This window comes from Shouchella rhizosphaerae (assembly GCF_036700015.1).
In the GTDB taxonomy this organism is placed as follows: Bacteria; Bacillota; Bacilli; order Bacillales; family Bacillaceae_D; genus Shouchella; species Shouchella rhizosphaerae.
In genome coordinates this window covers 2,005,635-2,024,910 of sequence record NZ_CP144921.1, presented here as the reverse complement: position 1 = coordinate 2,024,910, position 19,276 = coordinate 2,005,635, and the positions used below count along the sequence as shown (strand labels likewise).

The window sequence follows — 19,276 nt, the reverse complement described above, 5'->3', positions numbered from 1 at the left end:
CCTCCTCTTCTTAGAGATTATTTTTGGAACGGCATGCCTACTTGAGTAAGTAATTCACGCGCTTCTTCGTCTGTTTTCGCAGTTGTGACGATGACAATGTCCATCCCGCGGACTTTATCGACTTTATCGTAATCAATCTCAGGGAAAATAAGTTGCTCTCTCACGCCGAGCGTGTAATTTCCGCGACCATCAAACGCTTTTTTGGATACACCGCGGAAGTCGCGAACACGTGGCAATGAAACAGATACTAATTTATCCAAGAAGTCATACATGCGCTCGCCACGCAATGTTACTTTTGCACCGATTGGCATACCTTCACGGAGTTTAAAGCCCGCAATCGATTTTTTTGCTTTTGTAATGACAGGCTTTTGACCAGTGATCGCTTGCAGTTCTTCAACGGCTTTGTCGAGCACTTTCGCATTTTGAACGGCATCGCCAATGCCCATGTTGACAACAATTTTTTCAATCTTTGGCACAGCCATTACAGATGGGTAATTAAACTTCTCTGTTAGAGAAGAAACGATTTCGTTTTGGTATTTCTCTTTTAAACGATTCATTGAAATGGTCCTCCTTTCACACACTGACTACTTGATGATTTCGCCAGATTTTTTTGCAACGCGTACTTTTTTGCCGTTTTCTTCTTTGTAGCCCACTCGAGTGCGTTCACCTGTCTTTGGATCAACAAGCATGACATTGGAAGAGTGGATCGGTGCTTCTTGGTTTAGAATTCCGCCTTGTGGGTTGTCTTGCGACGGCTTGGCGTGTTTTTTCACCATGTTTACACCTTCAACGAGCACACGGCTTTTTTTCGGGTAAGCTTCTAGTACCGTCCCTTGCTTCCCTTTGTCTTTGCCTGTAATGACAACGACTTTGTCGCCTTTTTTGACATGCATACAATGGCACCTCCTTCAGCTTAGTTCATCAATTCTCTGCTTAAAGAACTTCTGGAGCAAGAGAAACGATTTTCATGAACTGGTTGTCACGAAGTTCACGTGCAACTGGTCCAAAGATACGAGTTCCGCGCGGGCTTTTGTCGTCACGGACAATGACTGCTGCGTTTTCGTCAAACTTGATGTAAGAACCATCATTGCGGCGTACACCACTTTTTGAACGAACGATTACAGCTTTTACAACGTCGCCTTTCTTGACAACGCCCCCTGGTGTTGCTTCTTTTACCGAACAAACAATGACATCGCCAATGTTCGCTATCTTACGCCCAGAGCCACCTAGCACTTTAATGCAGAGCACTTCACGGGCCCCAGAGTTGTCGGCGACTTTTAAGCGGCTTTCTTGTTGGATCATTCAGTTTTACCTCCCTTCAACGGACGCATTGTCAAATGATGATCGCTTCTTCGACGATCTCTACTAAACGGAAACGTTTATCTTTTGAAAGCGGGCGTGTTTCCATAATGCGGACAATGTCGCCTACTTTTGCAGTGTTTTGTTCATCATGCGCTTTAAATTTCTTTGAGTATTTTACGCGTTTTCCGTAAAGGCGGTCTTTTTTATACGTTTCAACGAGTACAGTGATGGTTTTATCCATTTTATCAGAAACGACACGCCCTTGGTAAACTTTACGCTGGTTGCGGTCCATGCAGCAAACCCTCCTTTAGCCGTTGTTAATTCCGAGCTCACGTTCGCGCAAGACCGTTTTAGCACGAGCGATGCTTTTACGGACTTCACGGATACGAACTGGGTTGTCAAGTTGTCCAGTTGCGAGTTGAAAGCGTAGATTGAATAACTCTTCTTTAAGAGATTGTGTCTTTTGTTCAATTTCAGCAGTGGTTAAATCGCGGAGATCAGTTGCTTTCATTTGAGTCACCACCCACTTCTTCGCGTTTTACAAACTTACATTTAATCGGTAATTTGTGAGAGGCAAGACGTAATGCTTCGCGGGCAACTTCTTCAGATACACCGGAAATTTCGAACATAATCTTACCTGGTTTCACAACGGCAACCCATCCCTCAGGTGCCCCTTTACCAGAACCCATACGAACTTCAAGTGGCTTTGCTGTGTATGGCTTTGAAGGGAAAATTTTAATCCATACTTTACCGCCACGTTTCATGTAACGAGTCATCGCAATACGAGCTGCCTCAATTTGACGGTTTGTAATCCATGAAGCTTCAAGAGCTTGCAAGCCAAACTCGCCAAAGTGGACTTCTGTACCGCCTTTTGCACGTCCGCGCATTTTTCCGCGGTGTTCGCGGCGGTATTTTACACGTTTAGGCATTAACATGATTAGTTGCCTCCTTCCTCTTTGTTCGTTCCTTTCGTTGGAAGGACTTCACCACGATAAACCCAGATTTTTACGCCGATTTTACCGTATGTTGTATCAGCTTCAGCTGTACCATAGTCAATATCAGCACGAAGCGTGTGAAGTGGAACAGTTCCTTCGCTATAGTGCTCTGCACGAGCAATGTCTGCTCCGCCAAGGCGGCCTGACACTTGTGTTTTAATTCCTTTTGCACCAGCGCGCATAGTGCGTTGAATTGCTTGTTTCATTGCACGACGGAATGAAATACGGTTTTCAAGTTGACGAGCAATGTTTTCAGCAACAAGCTTTGCATCAAGGTCTGCTTGCTTGATTTCTGAAATGTTAATGTGCACGCGTTTTCCTGTTAGCTCATTAAGAGATTTACGAAGCGCTTCAACTTCTGTACCGCCTTTTCCGATCACCATACCTGGCTTGGCAGTAGAAATTGTGATGTTCACACGGTTCGCAGCACGCTCAATTTCAACTTTAGAGACAGAGGCATCTTTCAGACGGCCTTCTACATGCTCGCGAATCGCGATGTCTTCGTGAAGCAAGTCTGCGTAGTCTTTCTTGCCAGCATACCATTTAGAATCCCAATCACGGATGACGCCGACGCGCAGACCGACTGGATTTACTTTTTGACCCATATGTTATCCCTCCTTCTTTTCTGTTACAACCAATGTAATATGGCTTGTGCGTTTATTGATCCGGCTAGCGCGGCCTTGTGCGCGAGGGCGGAAACGTTTCAGCGTTACGCCTTCGTTCACGTACGCTTCAGATATTACGAGATTGTTTGGCTCCATTTCATAGTTGTGCTCAGCGTTCGCAATTGCCGAATTTAACAGCTTTTCAACTACTGGAGAAGCAGCTTTAGGCGTGTGTTTTAAAATAGCGATGGCTTCACCGACTTGCTTACCACGAATAAGATCGATCACAAGACGGACTTTGCGAGGCGCTATGCGGACTTGCTTCGCAACAGCTTTAGCTTGTTCCATGAGAAAAGGTCCTCCTTCCTTACTTAGCGTCTTGTTTTCTTATCAGCGGCATGCCCTTTGTACGTACGAGTAGGGGCAAATTCGCCAAGTTTGTGACCAACCATATCTTCAGAAACGTAAACCGGTACATGCTTGCGGCCATCATAGACAGCAAACGTGTGGCCGATAAAATCAGGGAAAATCGTTGAACGACGAGACCAAGTCTTCACGACTTTCTTGTCGTTTGTTGCGTTTAATGCTTCTACTTTTTTCATGAGATGACCATCAACGAAAGGTCCTTTTTTCAAACTACGGCCCATGTATGTTCCTCCTTTCGGGATTCGTCCACGGTTCTGCGTGAGAACCGCAGGCAAACCACGTTATTTTTTACGACGGCGAACAATGTACTTGTCGGAGTGTTTGTTTTTCTTACGTGTTTTGTAACCAAGCGTTGGTTTGCCCCATGGTGACATTGGTGACGGACGGCCAATTGGCGCTTTTCCTTCACCACCGCCATGCGGGTGATCGTTAGGGTTCATAACAGAACCACGAACAGTTGGGCGGATGCCTTTCCAACGCGAACGTCCAGCTTTACCGATGTTAATCAGTTCATGCTCAACATTCCCGACTTGGCCAATTGTAGCGCGGCAAGTAGATAAAATGTAGCGTGTTTCCCCTGAGTTCAAACGAACAAGGGCATAATCGCCTTCTTTACCAAGAAGCTGGGCTTCTGTGCCTGCTGAACGGACTAGCTGGCCGCCTTTTCCTGGACGAAGCTCGATATTGTGGATCACTGTACCTACTGGAATATTCGCTAACGGCAATGCGTTACCTGTTTTAATGTCGGCATCAGGACCGGACACGATAACAGTGCCAACTGTTAGGCCTTTAGGCGCTAGAATGTAACGCTTCTCGCCATCGGCATAGTTGATTAAAGCGATATTCGCGGAACGGTTTGGATCGTATTCGATCGTGGCAACGCGGCCCGGAATTCCATCTTTGTTGCGTTTAAAGTCGATAATGCGATATTGACGTTTATGGCCGCCACCTTGGTGACGTACAGTTAAACGACCTTGGTTGTTGCGTCCGCCTTTTTTATGCAAAGGAGCAAGCAACGACTTTTCCGGCTTGTCAGTCGTAATTTCCGCAAAGTCAGATACGCTCATATTACGACGGCCGGCACTGGTCGGTTTATACTTTTTAATTGCCATTTTTGTGATTCCCTCCTTCTCTTGTTACTTACACTTCAAAGAAGTCTAGTTCTTTACTGTCAGCAGAAAGCTGAACAATTGCTTTTTTGCGTTTAGGGGTAAAGCCCGTGTAGCGTCCGAAACGCTTCGCTTTCCCTTTATAATTTACTGTGTTAACGTTTGTCACTTTCACTTCAAAGATTTCTTCAATAGCATCTTTGATTTGCGTTTTGTTGGCGCGGACGTCAACTTCAAACGTGTATTTTTTGTCTTCCATCAGTTCAGTAGAACGTTCAGTAATGACAGGGCGCTTAATGATATCACGTGCGTTTGACATTACGCAAGCACCTCCTCTACCTTTTCGACTGCGTCTTTAGTGATGACAAGCTTGTCATGTTTAAGCAAGTCAAGTACGTTCACGCCGTCGGCTGTAAGGAACGTGATCCCTGGCAAGTTCCGTGCAGACAAAGCAACATTTTCGTTGTAGTCAGCTGTTACAACGAGTGCTTTTGAATCTACAGAAAGGCTTGCAAGCACGTCCTTCATAGCTTTCGTTTTGATTGCTTCTAATTTCAAGTCATCTAGTACAACCAACTCTGAGTCTTTCACTTTAGATGAAAGCGCTGATTTAATAGCAAGACGACGAACTTTCTTCGGCAGTTTATAGCTATAGCTGCGCGGTGTTGGGCCAAATACTACGCCACCGCCAACCCATTGTGGGCTGCGAATGGAACCTTGACGAGCACGCCCAGTTCCTTTTTGACGCCATGGCTTTCTTCCGCCGCCGCGAACTTCTGAACGGCCTTTTGTTTTGTGTGTACCTTGACGAAGAGATGCTTGTTGCATAACAACCGCGTCATGTAAGACACTTTCATTTGGCTCAACACCAAAAACGTTGTCCGCTAGTTCGATCTCTCCTACTTGTGAACCTGTTTGGTTAAAAAGTGATACTTTCGGCATTCGAATGGCCTCCTTTCTTAAGCGTTACGCCTTAACTGCAGATTGTACAGTTACATAGCTTTTCTTAGCCCCTGGTACGTTGCCTTTAACGAGAAGCAAGTTGCGCTCTTCGTCAACGCGAACGATCTCAAGGTTTTGCATTGTAATTTGTTCTCCGCCCATACGGCCAGGAAGCGCTTTTCCTTTAAATACACGGTTTGGCGCTACAGGGCCCATTGAACCTGGACGACGGTGGTAACGAGAGCCGTGTGACATTGGTCCACGGGATTGGTTATGGCGTTTGATCGCGCCCTGGAACCCTTTCCCTTTAGATGTTCCTGTTACGTCAACAAGATCTCCTGCTGCAAATGTTGTTACGTTAATCGCTTGACCTACTTCAACTTCGTCAAGATTAACGCCACGGATTTCCTTAATGAAGCGCTTAGGAGCCGTTTCAGCTTTAGCGGCATGGCCAGTAGCTGGTTTGTTCGGCTTTTTCGCATCAGCAAAACCGATCTGAATCGCCTCGTAGCCATCAGATTCCACTGTCTTCTTTTGAAGGACAATATTTGGTTCTGCTTCAATTACTGTTACTGGAATGACTTCTCCGTTTTCTGCAAACACTTGAGTCATACCGATTTTTCTACCTAAGATTCCTTTGGTCATCCGTTACACCTCCTACTATTGTTCGTTTTATATAGTCTTACAGTTTTATTTCAATATCAACGCCAGATGGTAAATCCAAACGCATCAATGCATCGACTGTTTGCGGCGTTGGATTAATGATGTCAATTAGACGTTTGTGCGTACGCATTTCAAACTGCTCGCGGGAATCTTTGTATTTATGAACCGCACGCAGAATCGTGTAGACCGATTTTTCAGTTGGAAGTGGAATCGGACCTGAAACGCTCGCACCTGAACGTTTTGCCGTTTCTACAATCTTCTCAGCTGATTGATCTAACACACGGTGATCATACGCTTTTAAACGAATACGAATCTTTTGTTTTGCCATGATAGCCCTCCTTTATCGTCCATTTTTAAAATAGACATACTCCGCGGAAATTTCCTCACCCTCCCATGGCAAAGGGGCCGGGTGTGTCAGCAACCTTCCGCATCATCGCTGTCAACGTGCAAACACGAAAATAACCGTTTCCTACCTTTCTCCTAGGCATGAAACGTAACCATCGGGCACACTTCTACTATTATATAGATTTAGGCCAATGAACGCAAGGGATTCAAGAAAAAAACATAAAACAAAAGAGGACGATCGATAACCGTCCTCTTTTTGGCATAAGCATCAGCTTATTCAGTAATAGTAGAAACAACGCCTGAACCAACAGTACGTCCGCCTTCACGGATAGAGAAGCGTGTACCTTCTTCAATTGCGATAGGCGCAATGAGTTCAACTGTCATTTCAGTGTTATCGCCAGGCATAACCATTTCCGTTCCTTCTGGAAGGTGTACAACGCCAGTTACGTCCGTTGTACGGAAATAGAATTGTGGACGATAGTTAGAGAAGAATGGCGTATGACGTCCACCCTCGTCTTTAGAAAGGACATACACTTCAGCAGTGAACTTTGTGTGCGGCGTGATTGTGCCTGGTTTTGCAAGCACTTGGCCACGTTGGATTTCTTCACGGGAAACGCCACGAAGAAGCGCACCAATGTTGTCACCAGCTTCTGCATAGTCAAGAAGCTTACGGAACATTTCTACACCTGTAACAGTTGTAGATTTTTTCTCTTCGTTGATACCAAGAATTTCAACCGTGTCGCCAACATTCAATTGGCCACGCTCTACACGGCCAGTCGCAACTGTACCACGACCAGTGATAGAGAATACGTCCTCAACTGGCATCATAAATGGTTTGTCTTTGTCGCGTTCTGGAGTTGGGATGTACTCATCAACTGCATTCATCAATTCGATGATTTTTTCTTCCCACTCAGCTTCACCTTGAAGAGCTTTAAGAGCAGAACCTTGGATAACAGGAACATCGTCGCCAGGGAAGTCGTACTCAGAAAGAAGGTCACGTACTTCCATTTCAACGAGCTCAAGAAGTTCTTCGTCATCTACCATGTCGCATTTGTTTAGGAATACAACAAGGTAAGGAACACCTACGTTACGAGAAAGCAAGATGTGCTCACGAGTTTGTGGCATTGGGCCGTCAGCAGCAGATACAACTAGGATACCGCCGTCCATTTGCGCAGCACCAGTGATCATGTTTTTAACATAGTCAGCGTGGCCTGGGCAGTCAACGTGTGCATAGTGACGAGCGTCTGTTTCATATTCAACGTGTGCTGTTGAAATGGTGATACCACGCTCGCGCTCTTCTGGAGCACCGTCGATTGCGTCATATGCCATTGCTTGGCCTTTACCAGAACGCTTTGCAAGTACAGTTGTAATTGCAGCTGTTAGAGTTGTTTTACCATGGTCAACGTGTCCAATTGTACCAATGTTGGCATGTGTTTTGGAGCGGTCGAATTTTTCTTTTGCCATGAGTCATTTTCCTCCCTTAAATACGGATTTGATTTTATGTCAATAAGAAAGGACGGCTGAATGGACAGCCTATTCCTCCCCTAGCTTACAACAAAAAATGTCGCAAAACAACGAGAAGTAATTAAGCACCCGTTTGTTTTTTGATAATTTCTTCGGCAATGCTCTTCGGCACTTCTTCGTAGTGGTCAAAAACCATTGAGTATGTGCCACGTCCTTGCGTACGAGAACGAAGGCTTGTTGCATAACCGAACATTTCTGCAAGCGGTACAAACGCTTTTACAACTTGCGCATTTCCACGTGCTTCCATGCCTTCGACACGGCCGCGGCGTGCTGTAACGTCACCCATAATGTCACCCATGTATTCTTCTGGGACGACAATTTCAACTTTTGAAATCGGCTCAAGCAGAACTGGGTCACATTTTGACTTAGCGTTTTTAAGCGCCATTGAAGCGGCGATCTTAAAGGCCATTTCAGAAGAGTCGACATCATGGTATGAACCGTCATAAAGCTTTGCTTTAATGTCGATGACAGGATAGCCTGCAATCATACCGTTTTGCAACGCTTCTTCAATACCTGCTTGAACGGATGGGATGTATTCACGAGGAACAACGCCTCCGACAATCGCGTTTTCAAATTCAAAGCCAGCGCCTTCTTCGTTTGGCGAGAACTCGACCCAAACGTGTCCGAACTGACCGCGTCCACCAGATTGGCGAACGAATTTTCCTTCCACTTGTGCAGCAGTACGGATTGTTTCACGGTAAGAAACTTGCGGCGCGCCAACGTTCGCTTCGACTTTAAACTCGCGGCGTAGACGGTCAACGATAATGTCAAGGTGAAGTTCACCCATACCACCAATAACCGTTTCACCCGTCTCTTCGTCCGTAAATGTTTTGAAAGTCGGATCTTCTTCAGCAAGCTTTGCAAGCGCAATACCCATTTTGTCTTGGTCGGCCTTTGATTTCGGCTCAACAGACAAATGGATAACTGGCTCTGGAAATTCCATAGACTCTAAAATAACAAGATTTTTCTCGTCGCATAGAGTATCGCCAGTTGTTGTATCTTTCAAACCAACAGCAGCTGCAATATCGCCGGAGTAAACAGTTGAAATTTCCTCACGGGAGTTTGCGTGCATTTGCAGGATACGTCCGATACGCTCACGCTTGTCTTTCGTTGCATTACGAACATAGGAACCAGAGTTAAGCGTACCTGAGTAAACACGGAAGAATGTAAGCTTCCCTACAAACGGATCCGTCATTACTTTAAAAGCCAATGCGGCAAACGGTTGGTCGTCACCAGGCTCACGCGTTACTTCTTCGTCTGTTCCAGGGACTTGGCCGCGGATTGCTGCGACGTCAAGCGGTGATGGCAAGTAGTCAAGCACTGCGTCAAGAAGCGCTTGAACCCCTTTGTTCTTAAAGGCAGTACCACAAACGACTGGGTAGAACTCAACATTACAAGTCCCTTTGCGGATAGCCGCTTTTAGTTCGTCTTTTGTTAATTCTTCGCCTTCTAGATACTTCATCATGAGGTCTTCGTCTAATTCTGCTACTGCTTCAACCAACGATTCACGAAGGCTTTCCGCTTCGTCTTTATAGTCAGCAGGAACTTCAGTAACTTCCCAATCTTGGCCTAAGTCGTCTTTCGAAATATGCGCTTGCATTTCGATCAAATCGACAAAGCCGACAAAATCGTCTTCAGCGCCAATCGGCAACTGGATTGGATGTGCATTGGCCTGCAAACGGTCACGCAAAGTACTTACAGAATACATGAAATCGGCACCGGTTTTATCCATTTTGTTGATGAATACAATACGCGGCACCCCGTATGTCGTCGCTTGACGCCATACTGTCTCTGTTTGCGGCTCAACGCCTGATTGCGCGTCAAGTACCGCAACAGCTCCATCAAGTACACGTAACGAACGTTCAACTTCAACCGTAAAGTCTACGTGTCCAGGTGTATCAATAATGTTGATACGGTGGCCTTTCCACTGAGCTGTTGTAGCCGCAGACGTGATCGTAATGCCACGTTCTTGCTCTTGCTCCATCCAGTCCATTTGGGAGGCACCTTCGTGTGTTTCACCAATCTTGTGCACACGACCTGTGTAGAACAAAATACGTTCTGTTGTCGTCGTTTTACCGGCATCAATGTGAGCCATGATGCCGATATTACGCGTATCTTTTAAGGAGAATTCTCTTGCCATAGGTTCGTTCTCCTTTCTCTATCGAGTGAATAAAATTCTTACCAACGGTAATGAGCAAACGCTTTGTTCGCTTCTGCCATTTTGTGCGTGTCTTCGCGCTTCTTGACAGCTGCGCCAGCATTGTTGGCTGCATCAAGAATTTCGTTAGCGAGACGCTCTTCCATTGTCTTTTCGCCACGAAGACGCGCGTAATTGACCAACCAACGCAAACCTAGAGTCGTACGACGCTCTGGTTTTACTTCGATTGGCACTTGATAGTTAGAACCGCCGACACGGCGAGCTTTCACTTCAAGGACAGGCATAATGTTTTTCAACGCTTGATCGAATACTTCCATTGGATCGTTACCGCTACGCTCTTTTACTAGTTCAAACGCATTATAAAGAATCGTTTGTGCTGTTCCACGCTTCCCGTCAACCATGATGCGGTTAATGAGGCGGGTAACAAGTTTAGAATTGTATATTGGATCAGGCAATACGTCACGACGTGCAACTGGACCTTTACGAGGCATGTTTCCCCCTCCTTTCAACATTTATCTACATTAAAAACGTAGGTTATTTCTTATCTTTTGGCTTTTTTGTACCGTATTTTGAACGGCCTTGCATACGGTTTTGAACACCAGCAGTGTCAAGAGCGCCACGCACGATGTGGTAGCGTACCCCTGGCAAGTCTTTTACACGGCCACCGCGGATAAGCACAACACTGTGCTCTTGCAAGTTATGGCCAATGCCTGGGATGTATGCAGTAACCTCAATTTGGTTTGTCAAACGCACACGCGCATATTTACGAAGAGCCGAGTTCGGTTTCTTCGGCGTCATTGTGCCGACACGAGTACAAACACCGCGTTTTTGCGGAGAAGACACATCCGTTTGTGACTTCTTGAAACTGTTGTACCCTTTGTTCAAAGCAGGCGAGTCAGACTTTTTCAATTTGTCTACCCGACCTTTGCGGATTAACTGGTTAATAGTAGGCATGTTGTGTTCCTCCCTTCCACATTTTTAAGACCACTGATCCAGGTGGTTCATGTTTAGGCAAAAGAATATATTGTAAGGCGTAAGCGCCAAACAATATCGTTACTTCCTTAACGCTACAGCAGCAGCGCCAACATCAATTCCGCAAGCTTTTCCTAGCCGTTTCATTGAGTCGACATACACGACCGTCACATCTGTATCTTTCGCGGCTTCCACTACGTCTGCCACAACTCGTGGGTCAGCGTCTTTTGCCACGTACAATTCACTGACTAAACGAGCGTGTAAAGCTTTTTGTGTCTGTTTCTTACCGATAATCGGATCTTTTGCCTGCTCCACTTTTTCATAAGACATCATTCTCATCCTCCAAAGCAACAGGCCTCATCAGGCACACTTTGATATATTATCACCGCCTGATAGGCTGTGTCAACAGCCTATCGCGGCGATTCTAAAATTAATCTTGGACAAGCACTTCTTCTGGCGTACCCGCTTCTTCATTCTCCGCTCTTTCATCATGCGCGGAATGAATGCCGAGCGTTTTATAGCGAGCCAGCCCTGTTCCAGCAGGAACGAGTTTGCCGATGATGACATTTTCTTTCAAGCCAAGCAACTCGTCGCGTTTTCCTTTTATGGCGGCATCCGTCAAGACACGTGTTGTTTCTTGGAAGGAAGCAGCAGACAAGAAGGAATCCGTTTCAAGTGACGCTTTCGTAATGCCTAACAGCACTGGGCGGCCGGTAGCCGGACGCATATTGCTTAACAATACTTTCTTGTTTGCTTCGTTAAAGCGTTGAATTTCAACGAGAGAGCCAGGAAGAATGCCTGTATCTCCAGCATCAACGACACGCACTTTGCGAAGCATTTGCCGAACCATTACTTCAACGTGCTTATCGCCAATTTCTACCCCTTGGAGACGGTATACTTTTTGGACTTCGCGGAGCAAGTATTCTTGTACGCCACCCATACCCGTTACTTTCAGAAGTTCTTTTGGATCAATCGAACCTTCTGTTAACGTTTGGCCAGCAACAACCTTGTCCCCGACTGCCACTTTCAGACGAGAGCCATACGGAATCGAGTAATTTTTCGTCTCGAGTTCACTTTGTACAGTAACTTCACGTTTGTCGCCGTCTCTGACATCAACCACATCGCCGTCAATTTCGGTAATAACGGCCTGACCTTTTGGATTACGGGCTTCAAACAGCTCTTGAATACGTGGAAGACCTTGGGTAATATCGTCTCCAGCAACACCGCCTGTATGGAACGTCCGCATTGTTAGCTGCGTTCCCGGTTCACCGATGGACTGGGCAGCGATAATACCAACTGCTTCGCCAACTTCTACATCGCTGCCCGTAGCAAGGTTGCGACCATAGCAAGCCTTACACACGCCGTGATGGGTGTTACAAGTGAAGACAGACCGGATTGTTACTGATTCCACACCAGCATCAACAATTTGTTTAGCTGTATCCTCATTCATCAACTCGCCACGGCGGACAAGGACTTCATCCGTTTCTGGATGACGCACCGTTTTGAAAGCAACACGGCCGACTAAACGGTCATAAAGGCCTTCAATCGTTTCGGTGCCTTCTTTGATCGCCGTTACTTCCAAACCTCGGTCTGTGCCACAGTCATTTTCACGAACAATGACATCTTGGGCTACGTCAACAAGGCGGCGCGTCAAGTAACCTGAGTCAGCTGTTTTGAGCGCTGTATCGGCAAGACCTTTCCGGGCGCCGTGCGTTGAAATAAAGTACTCAAGGACTGTCAGCCCTTCACGGAAGCTCGATTTAATTGGAAGTTCAATGATCCGTCCAGATGGGTTGGCCATCAAACCACGCATACCAGCAAGCTGGGTAAAGTTTGAGGCGTTACCACGAGCGCCTGAATCACTCATCATGAAGATTGGGTTGCGCGCATCAAGCGTACCCATAAGCTTGCTTTGGATTAAGTCTTTGGCGTCGCTCCAAATTGAGATAACGCGGTCGTAGCGCTCTTCTTCCGTGATCAAACCACGGCGAAATTGCTTCATAATGCGCTCTACTTTTTTGTCCGCTTCATCAAGAATTTCTTTCTTCTCGGAAAGGACGACAATGTCTGACACGCCTACCGTGATACCGGCTTTCGTCGAATACTTAAAGCCAAGGTCTTTCATCCGGTCAAGCATCTTAGACGTTTCCGTAATCTTGAATTTCTTGAAGACTTCCGAAATGATGTTTCCAAGAAACCCTTTCTTAAATGGCGGAACGAGATCCCGTTCTTTCAAGAGTTCTTTTACATTGGTGTTGCTTGGCACCAAGTATTTTTCTGGCGTCTTCACTTCCAAGTTCGACGCCGTCGGCTCATTAATGTACGGGAACGAGTCAGGCATAATCTCGTTAAACAAAAGTTTTCCAACTGTCGTCAATAGCAACATGTTCGACTCTTCATCAGCAAACGTCGGTTTATTCAGCGATGCCACTGGAACAGCGATGCGTGTATGCAAGTGGACGTAGCCGTTTTGATACGCGATCAACGCCTCGTTGGAATCTTTAAATACAGAGCCTTCCCCACGGGCATTTGCATTTTCCATGGTCAAATAATAGTTACCTAAAACCATATCTTGAGAAGGCGTTACAACAGGTTTGCCATCTTTAGGGTTCAAGATGTTTTGTGCAGCAAGCATCAGAATGCGTGCTTCCGCTTGCGCTTCTGCCGACAACGGCACGTGGACAGCCATTTGGTCGCCGTCAAAGTCGGCGTTGTATGCTGTACAGACAAGCGGGTGCAATTTAATTGCACGGCCTTCTACTAAGATAGGCTCAAACGCTTGAATTCCAAGACGGTGCAATGTCGGTGCACGGTTCAGGAGTACAGGGTGCTCGCGAATAACTTCTTCAAGCACATCCCACACTTCTGGCTGGACACGCTCGACTTTCCGCTTAGCGCTCTTAATGTTATGGGCAAGCCCTTTAGAAACAAGCTCTTTCATCACAAAAGGCTTAAATAATTCTAGCGCCATTTCTTTCGGAAGCCCGCATTGGTACATTTTCAAGTTAGGACCAACTACGATAACCGAACGGCCAGAGTAGTCAACCCGTTTTCCAAGCAAGTTTTGGCGAAAACGCCCTTGTTTCCCTTTTAGCATATGGGACAATGATTTTAACGGACGGTTCCCTGGGCCAGTAACTGGGCGGCCGCGGCGGCCATTATCAATCAAGGCATCGACCGCTTCTTGAAGCATCCGCTTCTCATTTTGCACAATAATGTTCGGCGCCCCTAAATCAAGCAACCGTTTCAAACGGTTATTGCGGTTAATGACGCGGCGGTACAAGTCATTTAAATCAGAAGTAGCAAAACGGCCACCGTCTAGCTGTACCATTGGCCGTAATTCTGGCGGAATGACAGGAAGAACATCAAGCACCATCCATGACGGTTCGTTACCAGAATTGCGGAATGCTTCCAGCACTTCTAGCCGTTTAATCGCACGTGTACGCCGTTGCCCTTGCGCAGTTTCGAGCTCTTCTTTCAGGGCATTGACTTCTTTTTGTAAGTCAATGTCGGCAAGCAATTTGCGAATCGCTTCCGCACCCATAGAAGCTGTAAATGTACGGCCGTATTTATCGTAATAAGCACGGTACTCTTTCTCTGACAAAAGCTGTTTTTTCTCTAGTGGTGTATCGCCTGGTTCAGTCACTACATAAGAAGCGAAGTAAATGACTTCCTCAAGGGAACGGGGCGACATATCAAGCACGAGGCCCATCCGACTTGGAATTCCTTTAAAATACCAAATATGCGACACAGGAGCGGCAAGCTCAATATGCCCCATCCGTTCCCGGCGCACTTTTGCACGGGTAACTTCAACGCCGCAGCGGTCGCAAACGACCCCTTTGTAACGGACACGCTTATATTTTCCGCAATGGCATTCCCAGTCTTTCTGCGGCCCAAAAATACGCTCACAGAACAAACCATCTTTTTCCGGCTTTAATGTCCGGTAGTTGATTGTTTCTGGTTTTTTAACTTCTCCACGGGACCACGAGCGAATTTTATTTGGTGATGCCAAACCAATTTTCATGTATTCAAAGTTATTTACATCGATCAAGGGGCCAACCTCCCTTATGATTTCACCCAATGTGGGTAACTGTTCAATGCGGATTATTCTTGAGGGGCAAAGGGGAAGAAACGAATGTTTCTCCCCTCAGACTGTAGACAAACGCTCGCATACGTCGTCGTTTGTCTCGGTCATATGCTCATGAACACACGTTCTATTCGCATCTTCCCTCGGCTGCACTCCTCGTCTGACAAGCGTTTTCTATCAGCCTGTTTCAGACTGTAGACAAACGCTCGCATACGTCGTCGCCTCGGTCATCTGCTTTAGAACGGTCATTCCATGCGCAAGCACTGTTGCTCATGAACAGCGTTCGATTCGCATCTCACCTGCCCTTTATAGTTGTGATTCGTTCGTCTCTAAGTTGAGGTTGAGTTTTTCAGACGTTTGGTCTTCTTCGTCATCCAGCTCGCGCATTTCAATTTCTTCTTCGTTGCTGGAGAGCATTTTCACGTCCATGCCCAACGATTGCAATTCTTTAATGAGGACTTTAAACGATTCCGGCACCCCTGGCTCAGGAACGTTTTCCCCTTTTACAATTGCCTCGTACGTTTTCACACGACCAACAACGTCATCTGATTTAACAGTGAGAATTTCTTGGAGCGTGTAAGCAGCACCGTATGCTTCCAGTGCCCATACTTCCATTTCCCCGAAACGCTGTCCACCAAATTGAGCTTTACCGCCAAGAGGCTGCTGCGTAACGAGTGAGTACGGGCCTGTTGACCGGGCATGGAGCTTGTCGTCAACCATGTGGGCAAGCTTGATCATGTACATAATCCCAACAGATACACGATTGTCAAACGGTTCGCCAGTACGGCCATCATATAAAATCGTTTTTCCGTCTCGGGCCATGCCTGCTTCTTCCAATGTGCCCCAAACGTCTTCTTCACTAGCGCCGTCAAATACTGGAGACGCCACATGGATGCCTAGTTTGCGGGCAGCCATACCAAGATGAAGTTCAAGCACTTGTCCGATATTCATCCGCGAAGGTACGCCAAGTGGGTTTAACATAATGTCAACAGGCGTTCCATCTGGTAAAAACGGCATATCTTCTTCTGGCAGGATTCGGGAAATAACCCCTTTGTTCCCGTGACGGCCAGCCATTTTATCGCCTTGGTTAATTTTCCGCTTTTGTACGATGTAGACACGGACAAGTTGGTTGACGCCTGGAGGAAGTTCATCGCCGTCTTCACGGTTAAAGATTTTCACGTCAAGAACGATTCCGTCTCCACCATGCGGTGCACGCAATGAAGTATCCCGCACTTCACGGGCTTTCTCTCCAAAAATCGCGTGCAAGAGGCGTTCTTCTGCCGTCAGCTCTGTTACACCTTTTGGCGTTACTTTACCAACAAGAATGTCGCCATCTTTAACTTCAGCCCCGATGCGAATAATTCCCCGCTCGTCAAGGTTGCGTAATGCATCCTCACCAACGTTCGGAATATCGCGTGTAATCTCTTCAGGTCCGAGTTTTGTATCACGGGCATCCGATTCATATTCCTCGATATGGATGGACGTATAAACGTCATCTTTGACAAGGCGCTCACTTAAAATGATCGCATCCTCGTAGTTGTAGCCATCCCATGTCATAAAGGCGACAAGCACGTTGCGGCCAAGCGCCATTTCGCCCATCTCCATTGAAGGACCATCTGCTAAGATTTCACGTTTTTCAATGCGATCGCCTTCGCGTACAATCGGGCGCTGATTATAACTTGTGCCCTGGTTGGAGCGCACAAATTTTTGTAGTTTGTATTTATCAAGGTCGCCTTTCGTTTCTTTGCCATCTACTTCTTCGATGCGGCGGACCCAAATTTCTTTAGCAGTAACACGTTCAACGATACCGGCATATTTTGAGACAACGGCAGCCCCTGAATCTTTAGCAGACACGTGCTCCATCCCTGTTCCGACAAGCGGCGCTTCTGGAACGAGCAAAGGCACGGCTTGGCGCTGCATGTTTGCGCCCATTAGTGCGCGGTTCGAGTCGTCATTTTCCAAAAACGGAATACATGACGTCGCCGCAGAAACAACTTGTTTAGGCGAAACGTCCATATAGTCGACACGGTCGCAAGGAACGACGGTGTTTTCACCGCGGAAGCGGGCAATAATGTTATCATCGACAAACGATCCGTCATCATTCAGCTTCGCATTGGCTTGGGCAACTACATAATTGTCCTCTTCATCGGCTGTTAAATAGTCGATTCGCGATGTCACTTTCCCTGTTTCAGGGTCAACACGGCGGTATGGTGTTTCCATAAAACCGAACTCATTCACTTTCGCGTAAGAGGACAGCGTGTTAATCAAGCCAATGTTCGGGCCTTCCGGCGTTTCAATCGGACACATCCGCCCGTAATGGGAATAGTGAACGTCACGTACTTCCATTCCAGCACGCTCACGAGTTAAACCGCCTGGGCCTAGCGCAGAAAGTCGGCGCTTATGCGTCAGTTCAGCAAGTGGGTTCGTTTGGTCCATGAACTGTGAAAGCTGCGAGCTACCAAAGAACTCTTTTATCGATGCGATGACTGGGCGAATGTTAATAAGCGCTTGTGGCGTAATCACATTCGGGTCTTGAATGGACATCCGTTCACGCACGACGCGTTCCATCCGAGAAAGGCCGATTCGGAATTGGTTTTGCAGCAGTTCCCCAACCGAACGGAGACGGCGGTTGCCCAAATGGTCAATGTCGTCTGTATCGCCGACACCATGCAGCAAGTTGAAGAAATAGCTGATGGAAGCGATGATATCCGCAGGGGCAATATGTTTTACGTCGCGTTCAACCATGCCGTTGCTAATAACGGAAATGACGCGCTCGCCCTCATAGTCATCTGCTACATAAATTTTAACCGATTGGATTTCGACGTCGGATTCCTCAAGAACGCCGCCAGATGTTCGAGCTGTACGGAAACCAACATTTTTCTCCAAATGCGGGATCAGTTTATCCAACGTTCTCCGGTCAAGCAGTGTTCCCTCTTCAGCTAGAACTTCGCCTGTCTCCGGATCAACAAGCTTTTCCGCCAAACGTTGGTTAAATAGCCGATTTTTGATATGAAGCTTTTTATTTATTTTATAACGACCGACATTTGCGAGGTCATAACGCTTAGGATCGAAAAAGCGAGATTCAAGCAAGCTTTTCGCATTTTCTACTGTTGGCGGCTCGCCTGGGCGCAAACGCTCATAGATTTCAAGCAGCGCTTTATCGGTTGAATCCGTATTGTCTTTCTCTAGCGTGTTGCGCAAATACTCGTTTTCGCCTAAAAGGTCAACGATTTCTTGATCAGACCCAAAGCCTAGAGCACGCAAAAGTACTGTAACTGGAATTTTACGAGTACGGTCAATACGTACATAAACAATATCTTTTGCATCTGTCTCAAGCTCAAGCCACGCTCCGCGGTTCGGAATGACAGTGGCAGTAAAGCCTTTTTTTCCGTTTTTGTCGAGCTTTTGGCTATAGTAAACGCTCGGTGAGCGAACAAGCTGAGAAACGATAACGCGCTCAGCGCCATTGATGATAAATGTCCCTGTTTCTGTCATCAACGGGAAATCGCCCATAAAGACTTCCTGTTCTTTTACTTCGCCTGTCTCTTTATTAATAAGGCGAACTTTGACACGTAGAGGAGCGGCAAAGGTCACGTCACGCTCTTTTGACTCATCAACAGGATACTTTGGTTCTCCTAGACTGTAATCAATAAACTCTAACACTAAATTGCCAGTGAAGTCTTGGATCGGTGAAATGTCTTGAAACATCTCCCGCAAACCCTCATCAAGAAACCATTGATAAGAAGCTGTTTGAATTTCAATCAAGTTTGGCAGTTCGAGCACTTCATTAATTCGCGCATAGCTTCTCCGCTGGCGGTGACGTCCATACTGAATTAGTTGACCTGTCAACTGATTCACCCCTTAAATCTCGCGTTATAGTATCTAAAAAACACTGTTTATAAGCTGCATAAAAAAACCTATAAACAGAGGTACCCGTTCAGACAAAAAGGCTTGTTTTTGTATCGAATCTGCGAAGAGACTATACAAAACCGCAAAAAAGCTTTATAGTATGAAAATCAGGAACCTTTTTTACGAGAACAAAACCCATTGTACTAGCATAACCAAAAATGAACCGTTTCAATCACTGAGTCTTTCCTCATGAATCTGGAAACGGCAAATTAGGCAGTTATACGCATTAAATGATAATA

Annotated in this window: 21 protein-coding genes; all 21 read right to left on the bottom strand. The window is 46.4% G+C overall.

Annotated elements, in window-relative coordinates; genetic code table 11:
• Positions 1–17 precede the first annotated feature (17 nt).
• Positions 18–557 carry a 50S ribosomal protein L5 gene (gene rplE / locus V5G21_RS10130; RefSeq protein WP_011245026.1) on the bottom strand — a complete coding sequence of 180 codons (540 nt, stop codon included), beginning with the start codon at positions 555–557 and terminating at the stop codon, positions 18–20.
• A gap of 27 nt (positions 558–584) precedes the next feature.
• A complete protein-coding gene (rplX, locus tag V5G21_RS10125) occupies positions 585–893 on the bottom strand; it encodes a 50S ribosomal protein L24 (protein ID WP_011245025.1) in 309 nt (102 codons plus the stop codon).
• Between the two features lie 40 nt (positions 894–933).
• Positions 934–1,302 (bottom strand): 50S ribosomal protein L14, encoded by a 369-nt coding sequence (rplN, locus tag V5G21_RS10120; protein ID WP_011245024.1) that lies wholly within the window; start codon positions 1,300–1,302, stop codon positions 934–936.
• Between the two features lie 31 nt (positions 1,303–1,333).
• A complete protein-coding gene (rpsQ, locus tag V5G21_RS10115; RefSeq protein ID WP_011245023.1) occupies positions 1,334–1,594 on the bottom strand; it encodes a 30S ribosomal protein S17 in 261 nt (86 codons plus the stop codon).
• A 15-nt stretch (positions 1,595–1,609) separates the two neighbouring features.
• Positions 1,610–1,813 (bottom strand): 50S ribosomal protein L29, encoded by a 204-nt coding sequence (gene rpmC, locus V5G21_RS10110; RefSeq protein ID WP_011245022.1) that lies wholly within the window; start codon positions 1,811–1,813, stop codon positions 1,610–1,612.
• Positions 1,800–2,237: a 50S ribosomal protein L16 gene (gene rplP / locus V5G21_RS10105; protein ID WP_011245021.1), complete on the bottom strand. Its 438-nt coding sequence runs from the start codon at positions 2,235–2,237 to the stop codon at positions 1,800–1,802. Before rplP ends, rpmC begins: the two co-directional genes overlap by 14 nt.
• 2 nt (positions 2,238–2,239) lie before the next feature.
• On the bottom strand, positions 2,240–2,902 hold the full coding sequence (rpsC, locus tag V5G21_RS10100) for a 30S ribosomal protein S3 (protein ID WP_073305866.1): 663 nt from the start codon (positions 2,900–2,902) through the stop codon (positions 2,240–2,242).
• 3 nt (positions 2,903–2,905) lie between these two features.
• Entirely contained in the window at positions 2,906–3,250 is a 345-nt protein-coding gene (gene rplV / locus V5G21_RS10095) for a 50S ribosomal protein L22 (RefSeq protein WP_011245019.1), read from the bottom strand.
• A gap of 23 nt (positions 3,251–3,273) precedes the next feature.
• Positions 3,274–3,549: a 30S ribosomal protein S19 gene (rpsS, locus tag V5G21_RS10090; RefSeq protein ID WP_011245018.1), complete on the bottom strand. Its 276-nt coding sequence runs from the start codon at positions 3,547–3,549 to the stop codon at positions 3,274–3,276.
• A gap of 60 nt (positions 3,550–3,609) precedes the next feature.
• A complete protein-coding gene (rplB, locus tag V5G21_RS10085) occupies positions 3,610–4,440 on the bottom strand; it encodes a 50S ribosomal protein L2 (protein WP_094424298.1) in 831 nt (276 codons plus the stop codon).
• A 28-nt stretch (positions 4,441–4,468) separates the two neighbouring features.
• A complete protein-coding gene (rplW, locus tag V5G21_RS10080; protein WP_011245016.1) occupies positions 4,469–4,756 on the bottom strand; it encodes a 50S ribosomal protein L23 in 288 nt (95 codons plus the stop codon).
• Entirely contained in the window at positions 4,756–5,379 is a 624-nt protein-coding gene (gene rplD / locus V5G21_RS10075) for a 50S ribosomal protein L4 (RefSeq protein WP_011245015.1), read from the bottom strand. The genes rplW and rplD overlap by 1 nt, the downstream gene beginning before the upstream one ends.
• A gap of 24 nt (positions 5,380–5,403) precedes the next feature.
• Positions 5,404–6,024 carry a 50S ribosomal protein L3 gene (gene rplC, locus V5G21_RS10070; protein ID WP_011245014.1) on the bottom strand — a complete coding sequence of 207 codons (621 nt, stop codon included), beginning with the start codon at positions 6,022–6,024 and terminating at the stop codon, positions 5,404–5,406.
• Positions 6,025–6,061: 37 nt separating this feature from the next.
• Complete coding sequence (gene rpsJ / locus V5G21_RS10065; protein ID WP_011245013.1) at positions 6,062–6,370, bottom strand: 30S ribosomal protein S10; 309 nt, start codon at positions 6,368–6,370, stop codon at positions 6,062–6,064.
• 290 nt (positions 6,371–6,660) lie between these two features.
• Positions 6,661–7,851: an elongation factor Tu gene (gene tuf, locus V5G21_RS10060; RefSeq protein WP_095327382.1), complete on the bottom strand. Its 1,191-nt coding sequence runs from the start codon at positions 7,849–7,851 to the stop codon at positions 6,661–6,663.
• Positions 7,852–7,972: 121 nt separating this feature from the next.
• On the bottom strand, positions 7,973–10,051 hold the full coding sequence (fusA, locus tag V5G21_RS10055) for an elongation factor G (RefSeq protein ID WP_011245011.1): 2,079 nt from the start codon (positions 10,049–10,051) through the stop codon (positions 7,973–7,975).
• A 38-nt stretch (positions 10,052–10,089) separates the two neighbouring features.
• A complete protein-coding gene (rpsG, locus tag V5G21_RS10050; protein ID WP_011245010.1) occupies positions 10,090–10,560 on the bottom strand; it encodes a 30S ribosomal protein S7 in 471 nt (156 codons plus the stop codon).
• Positions 10,561–10,603: 43 nt separating this feature from the next.
• A complete protein-coding gene (gene rpsL, locus V5G21_RS10045) occupies positions 10,604–11,023 on the bottom strand; it encodes a 30S ribosomal protein S12 (RefSeq protein ID WP_338465497.1) in 420 nt (139 codons plus the stop codon).
• Between the two features lie 99 nt (positions 11,024–11,122).
• Positions 11,123–11,371 (bottom strand): 50S ribosomal protein L7ae-like protein, encoded by a 249-nt coding sequence (locus V5G21_RS10040; protein WP_011245008.1) that lies wholly within the window; start codon positions 11,369–11,371, stop codon positions 11,123–11,125.
• Between the two features lie 100 nt (positions 11,372–11,471).
• Positions 11,472–15,092, bottom strand: coding sequence for a DNA-directed RNA polymerase subunit beta' (gene rpoC / locus V5G21_RS10035; RefSeq protein ID WP_011245007.1), 3,621 nt, complete (start codon positions 15,090–15,092; stop codon positions 11,472–11,474).
• A 342-nt stretch (positions 15,093–15,434) separates the two neighbouring features.
• The gene (gene rpoB / locus V5G21_RS10030) at positions 15,435–18,977 is read right to left on the bottom strand and encodes a DNA-directed RNA polymerase subunit beta (RefSeq protein WP_011245006.1); all 3,543 of its coding nucleotides are present in this window, start codon (positions 18,975–18,977) and stop codon (positions 15,435–15,437) included.
• Positions 18,978–19,276: the final 299 nt, after the last annotated feature.